Genomic DNA, 6,266 nt, shown 5'->3' with positions numbered 1-6,266 from the left:
TGGGGAGCACGATGCCCTCGATGCCGGGCTGAAAGGACATGTCATAGGGAAAGGTAGGCCACGGTTTCGCCGTGACCACCGTCACCGTGTGGCGGTCGACGACCTTGACGTCCGTGATGCCCTTGCGGAACTGGCGCACCCGTGAGGCCTTGGCCTTGGGCCGGCGGAACCCCTCCATCAGCGTGAACTGCACGTCCTCGGCGGTCATCTCGCTGCCGTCGTGGAATTTGACCCCGGGCCGCAGCTTGAAGGTCCAGGACTTCCCGTCTTCCCCGGCCTCCCAGCTCAGCGCCAGCCCAGGCGAGAGCTTGCCGGCGGCGTCGATCTCCGTGAGCCAGTCCCACAGCGGCCCCACCAGACCCAGCGAGGCGCTGATGGAAGTGCGGGTGGGATCCATGGACTCCTCGCCGAAGCTCCCGGCGGCGTAACGGAGCGTCTTCCCGGAATCGGCCGCCAAAGCTGGCGTGCCCAAAGCCAACGGAAGCGCGAGAAACAGGAACAGAAGAAGCCCCTTCGAAGCGTTCAACATGGTCACATCCTCCTTGTTGCCGATTCGGTCGACCAATCCTTGATTCCGCCCGAGCTTGACACGCCCGCACATTACTCCGGTTGAAGTTCCGAGTGCAAGAGCAGCCACGGACCGTGATGGACTGCCACCGCAGTTCTGTCTTGACGCTCAGACAGGACGTCCGTGGTTGAGGGAATGGCGTGGCTTTCTGTTCACGAACCCTCGCCGTCGCGGCCGGCGCCGGCGAGCACCACAAGGGCGTCCAGCGCGACGCCGCCCCGGCGGCGCAGTACGAAGGGATTGAGGTCGATGGACTCGAGCCGGTCGCCCAGGTCGCAGGCGAGGCGCGATACCGCCATCAACGCCTTGACAAGCGCCTTCCGGTCCAGCGCCGGTGCGCCGCGATAGCCGTCGATCAAGCGGGCGGCCCTGGTGCGCGTGATCAATTCATCGGCGCCGGCCTCATCCAGGGTAGGGGCGGCAAAGGCCACGTCGCGATACAGCTCCAGCGCCACCCCGCCGGAGCCGAACATGACCATGGCACCCATTTCCGGATCGCGCGCGGCGCCGATGACCAACTCCAGTTCCCCGGCCACCTGCTCAGCCACCAGCACGCCGTCGATGGCGATTCCCCTGGCCTTGCGCGCGACGTTCCGCATGATGACAGCATAGCCTTGGCGTACGGCGCTCAGGGTCCGGTTGTCGAGCAATACGCCGCCGGCGTCCGATTTGTGCGTCAACTCCGCGCCCGTCGCCTTCAGCACCACGGGCAACCCGATCTCGCGGGCGATGCGCGCCGCCTCGGTCGCGCTTCGGGCCAACCGCTCCTTCGGTGTCCGCAACCCGTAGGCCCGGAGCAGCGCCTTGGAATCGATTTCCGACAGCGGCGTCGGACCCGGCCCACGGCTGGCGCGTTCAAGCAGCTTGCGGACCGCCAAGGGAGGTGCGTTTGCCGCGGTCCGCTTCGGATCCGTATCGGCATTGGCGCGCAAGGCGTAGGAGATGATGGAGCGGACCGCGCGCAACGACTTGTCCGCTTCCTGCATGAACGCGACGTTGCGCAGGCCGTCGCGCAGTTCACGGGCATAGTCGTTCAGGCCGTGGGAAATCATGGTGACGAAGGCGATGGGTTTCCTCGCCCTTGCCGCCAGCGCGTTCACGGCCTGCATGTTGGCTTCCTTGTTGCCGCCCTCTGGAGCCCGCAACAGCTCCTCCTGCAGGAGCAGCGTGTCGACTCCAGGGTCGTCGAGCATGGCCTCGACGCAGCGGATGTAGGTCTCGCGGCTCGACAGCGCTGCGAAACCGGAATCGAGCGGGTTGCCGACGACCGTGCCGACCCCGAGCAGCTTCTCAAGCCGATTCTCTGTTTTCGCGGCAAGAGGCGGAAAGAACAGGCCGTTGGCCGCGGCCTGGTCCAGCAGCACGCCCCGCAGACCGCCGGAGAAGGTGATGGCCCCCAAGCCCTCGCCCTTGGGCAGCCGCGTGTGCAGCAGGTACTCCGCCATCTCAACCACGTCGTCCAGGGTAGCGACGCGGACCGTCCCGGCGGCGCCCGCGATGGCATCGAAGGCGGCGATGGAACCGGCCAGCGCACCGGTGTGGGCCAGGGCGGCTGCCCGCCCGTTGTCCGAGGTGCCGAGCTTGACCACGATCACCGGCTTGCCGGCCGCCTTCGCGGCACGGCAGGCGGCCAGGAACTTCTCTGGTTCGCGCACGGCTTCCAGGTAGGAGACGATCATACGGGTCTGGGGATCGGCGGCGAAGTACTCGAGGTAGTCTCCGGTCTTGAGGCCAGCCTCGTTGCCGCTGGTGACGATGTAGCCCACGTCCATGCCGCGCTCTTCGAGGGTGCGCTTGAGCGCCATCACGAGGCCGCCGGACTGCCCGACGATGGCGATGGGACCGGGCTCGGTGCGTTGCGGGCGGTTGTCTGTCATGGTGACGAAGCGAGCGCCGCCGTTGAAGTTGCCCAGGCAGTTGGGTCCGGAAACGGCGATCCCCAACTCCGCGATGGTGGCGGCCAGGGCCTCGCCGCGCGCGAGAGCGTCGGGATCGGGCGATTCGCCGAAACCCGCCGACACCACCGTGGCGCTGCGCGCTCCCGCGGCCGTTCCCTCGCGCAGGGTTTCCTCTACGAACGGGGCCGGCACGAACACTGCCAAGTGGTCGGGCTGCTCGGGCAGCTCCGCGTAGCTCCGGTAGCATCGCGTGCCCCACACCTCCTCGCGTCCCGGATTGAGCGGGTAGACCGCGCCGGCGTAGCCGTAGCGGGCGAGATTGCGCGCGCAGCGCTGCGGCCAGTTGCCGGGCTTGTCCGTAGCGCCGACGATCACGACGTTGCGCGGGTTGAGCAGGGCCTGCACGTCGGGACGGGGGTTGGGTGCCGGTTGTGAGGATCTGGCTTTACCGGAACTCATGTCGTATCTGTCGTGGCGCGACGCCGCTCAATTGTCAATCACGACGAGTCCAGGGGAGCCGCGGAAACGGCGCGATGGCGGAGTCCGGTACAGTGTCTCGTCCGACCCGGGTCCTCATTGCGACGCGGACGCGTTTTTGACTCGCGTTCGGGCTATGGTAATCCTGCGGTGTTCGCAGTACGGAGGGATGCCACCCACACTTAACGCTCGCAAGGCTGCTTGCCTACATGCACATCGAGTCCCTGTTGATCATCTTCGTCGCCCTGGGCGCGGGCGCCTTCTCGAAAGGCGCCACGGGGATGGGGCTGCCGCTCATCGCCGTGCCCATCATGGCGGGCTTTCTGGGAGCCCAACAGGCGGTCATCGTCATCACCATCCCCAACATGGTCAGCAACTTCTGGGTCATGTGGACCTATCGCTCCAGGTTCCACACCGTGCCGGGGCTCGCTTTCGCCACCATGTCGGGCGCCCTGGGGGTGGCCGGTGGCACCTGGTTCCTGGCCACCGCCGACGAACGCATGCTGACCCTGGTGCTGGCGATATGCGTGGGCGCCTACCTGGTCCTGCTGGCCTTCCGTATCGAGGTTCGCTTCAGCGGGCGGCTGGGCCGCGTCCTCTCGCCGGTCATCGCCGCCTTGGCTGGCGTGTCCCAGGGCGCGGCCGGGATGTCCAGCGCCGTGGTGGCCGCGTGGGTGCGCGCGTTCCAGTTGGAGAAGGAGGCGTACATCTTCGCGGCGTCGACGATGTTTCTGGGCCTCACCACCATGCACTTCCTCTTCTGCCTGGCCGCCGGCCTCTTCGACCGGCAGCTTCTCGGCCAAGGCGTCCTCGCGCTGGTCCCCATCGCGCTGTTCCTACCGTTGGGGATGCGGACGACTCCCTACATCAGCAAACAGTGGTTCAACCGCGTCATCGTCACGCTGATCATCGTGATGGAGGCAAAGCTTGTATGGCAGGGGCTGGCGGGATAGCCGATACCTACCTGCACGCCGCGAGCGAAACACGTAGCGTAGAGAATGGCGACGCCAGCATGAACGTCATTCCCGCGGAAGCGGGAATCCAGGAGTGGCGGGGTGGGCGCAGGCCAACAACCCCGCGAGGAAATTCCGGCCCATCAGCCCGGCAGGTGCGCGGTCTCCGGGAGCCCGAGCATGAGGTTCAGGTTCTGTATGGCCACGCCGCTGGCGCCCTTGCCGAGGTTGTCGAGAAGCGCCACGAGCAAGGTGTGCCCCGACGGGTGGGGCACCACGTGAAGTTCGATGCAGTTGGTATCGTTGCAGGCCTGGGGGTCGAAGCTGCGTTCGTGAGCCTCGCGCGGGTCCGGATGAAGGAGTACCCGGACGAAGGGTTCACCTTCGTAGCGTTCCCGTAGACACTCCAGGATAGAGGTGCTGTTTACACCCATGGGCAGCACGCCCAGCGGAATCGGCACCTCCACCCGCATGCCGCAGCGGAACGGGCCCACCGCGGGCACGAACAGGGGTTCCACCGTGAGCCCGCCGTACGCCAGCATCTCCGGGATGTGCTTGTGCCGCGCACCCAAGGCATAGGGTGCCTCGTAGGGCAACGAACTGAGTCCCTGCTCGGGGTTCTCCCATTTTTCGATCAGTGCCCGGCCACCCCCGGAATAGCCCGACAGGGCGTGGATTGAAACCGGGGTATCGTGAGGTAGCAGCCCCTCGTCCACCAACGGTCGTGTCAGGAGGATGAAAGCCGAGGGATAGCAACCGGGATTGGCCACGAAGCCGGCCTCGCGGATGGCTTCCCGCCGTGCACCGTCGAGCTCCGGCAGCCCGTAAGTCCACCCCTCCGCCACCCGGTGCGCCGTGCTGGCGTCGATGACACGGGTTCCGCAGTCCGCAACCCATTGGGCCGCTTCCCGCGCAGCGTCGTCCGGCAGGCACAGCACCGTCAGGTCCGCCGCCTCGATGGCCGCGCGCCGCGCCGCCGTGTCCTTGCGCCGATCCTCGTCCAGCGTGGACAGCTCGATGTCCCGGCGTCCGACGAGCCAGTCGCGTATGCGCAGGCCGGTGGTGCCCACATGGCCGTCTATGTACACTTTGGGTTTCATCGTGTCAGTAGGTCTTCCGTGTTGGTCACAATTTACCAAAAAGGGCTTAGTTTGGCAGCCCGCCCCACAGGTTTCCTAGCATGGCTCCGAGTACCGGTCAGGCCGGGCCGCCTGCGTGTCGGATCATAGCTTGGACGGGTTTGTTCGTGTTGATGGGAATAAGGTCAACGTTGGGATGTGCTCGCGCAAATACCCGAAATACTTCGTCAGCGAAGCCCTGCCCGATTTGTTCGACTCCCTTGAAATCTAAGAGGACTGTCTTAAAGCGATCGAATCGCGTTAAAAGGCGCTTTGCTTGGGATCGTGATATCAAAGCTTCATCTCCGTAACGAACCAGGCTTACAGGCACCACGGTCTTCGAAAAGGCATAGCCTTCATCCGCGGTGTATTCGTCGAAAACCTGTCCCAAAATCTTGTCCGTGTCATTGGCGAGTTCCAGAAACACAAGCGTACTGTACGAGGTCGAGCGAGATTCCAGGATCCAATCCTCTTGTGTGGCACTGTCATGTGAGAAAAAGACCTCGTGGGACAAAATGTCGAAGTGGTCGAACAGCCGTGACGTAAAGAAGATTCCTTCACCAGTATGGTTCTCGGGGTCGGTCGTCAACTTCCCCTTGGCCAGTTCAAGGACCGCATGCCGTTCATCGTCCAGCCCCAACTCTCTGGCGATCTTGCGGAAGATGCCCTCACCATCGTCCCAAAGAGTGATCCGTGCTCCAACAGCATTCCGTGTAACGTCAATGACGACGCAAGTTCCCGACGAGTGATCGATGGCATTGTTCAGCATTTCAGTAAAGCCGTATTGCCAAATCTCCCGTGTCCTTTGAGGCAGATCGGACAGAAGCGGACCGATCTTGGTGCGCCACACAGCGTCTTCGTTGACCCCTTCGGTGAGTTGGACCCAAAATTTCTCTCGAGTGAGTACAGTCAGGGAGTAGTGGCGGTTGCGTGTTGCTCCGCGAGCAGTCAATAGCCCATGGACAACGAGGCGGCGGAGATGCTTGTTGACAGCTTGGCGTGAAATACCGTAGTGGGCGGCGCAAACTTGCCCAATGTCGTTCCCATGGGCACCGACATGTGCAAGGATGAAACTGCGGATCGCCCGGCCTCGTTCTCTCGTGCCTGCCATCGAGGATTCTCCTTAGTCAACTTAACAGCACTCTATTGTCAACCCTATATGGCGAATTGTCAACCCTTTGCAATCCTCGCCAAGAACTCTGTTAACGGCAGTCGTTACCAAGCGATCCCGTGAGTCGACTGTGGCCCGCTA

5 protein-coding genes are annotated in these 6,266 nt (G+C 64.0%); 1 reads left to right on the top strand and 4 read right to left on the bottom strand.

What is annotated here, in order from left to right; genetic code table 11:
* Window positions 1–397: ABC transporter substrate-binding protein (locus tag OXU42_10520; protein ID MDE0029818.1), on the bottom strand; the 397-nt coding region annotated here is incomplete at its 3' end.
* Between the two features lie 323 nt (window positions 398–720).
* Window positions 721–2,925 carry an acetate--CoA ligase family protein gene (locus tag OXU42_10515; protein ID MDE0029817.1) on the bottom strand — a complete coding sequence of 735 codons (2,205 nt, stop codon included), beginning with the start codon at window positions 2,923–2,925 and terminating at the stop codon, window positions 721–723.
* A gap of 227 nt (window positions 2,926–3,152) precedes the next feature.
* Here OXU42_10515 and OXU42_10510 point away from each other — a divergent pair, with 227 nt between their 5' ends.
* A complete protein-coding gene (locus OXU42_10510) occupies window positions 3,153–3,896 on the top strand; it encodes a sulfite exporter TauE/SafE family protein (GenBank protein MDE0029816.1) in 744 nt (247 codons plus the stop codon).
* 143 nt (window positions 3,897–4,039) lie between these two features.
* On the opposite strand, the gene argC is transcribed toward OXU42_10510, so the two are convergent.
* Both argC and OXU42_10500 read right to left on the bottom strand, forming a co-directional pair.
* Window positions 4,040–4,996 (bottom strand): N-acetyl-gamma-glutamyl-phosphate reductase, encoded by a 957-nt coding sequence (gene argC / locus OXU42_10505; GenBank protein ID MDE0029815.1) that lies wholly within the window; start codon window positions 4,994–4,996, stop codon window positions 4,040–4,042.
* Window positions 4,997–5,093: 97 nt separating this feature from the next.
* Window positions 5,094–6,125 carry a DUF4325 domain-containing protein gene (locus OXU42_10500; protein ID MDE0029814.1) on the bottom strand — a complete coding sequence of 344 codons (1,032 nt, stop codon included), beginning with the start codon at window positions 6,123–6,125 and terminating at the stop codon, window positions 5,094–5,096.
* Window positions 6,126–6,266: the final 141 nt, after the last annotated feature.

The organism is Deltaproteobacteria bacterium (genome assembly GCA_028818775.1).
In the GTDB taxonomy this organism is placed as follows: domain Bacteria; phylum Desulfobacterota; class Binatia; order UBA9968; family JAJDTQ01; genus JAJDTQ01.
Note: the sequence above shows the minus strand (reverse complement) of the source record. Positions and strands in the feature narration are given on the sequence as shown.

What these genes read in the sequence shown, in the direction of transcription:
- OXU42_10515 (MDE0029817.1), bottom strand. Translation starts at nt 2,925, where the DNA reads ATGAGTTCCGGTAAAGCCAGATCCTCACAACCGGCACCCAACCCCCGT.
- OXU42_10510 (MDE0029816.1), top strand. Translation starts at nt 3,153, where the DNA reads ATGCACATCGAGTCCCTGTTGATCATCTTCGTCGCCCTGGGCGCGGGC.
- argC (MDE0029815.1), bottom strand. Translation starts at nt 4,996, where the DNA reads ATGAAACCCAAAGTGTACATAGACGGCCATGTGGGCACCACCGGCCTG.
- OXU42_10500 (MDE0029814.1), bottom strand. Translation starts at nt 6,125, where the DNA reads ATGGCAGGCACGAGAGAACGAGGCCGGGCGATCCGCAGTTTCATCCTT.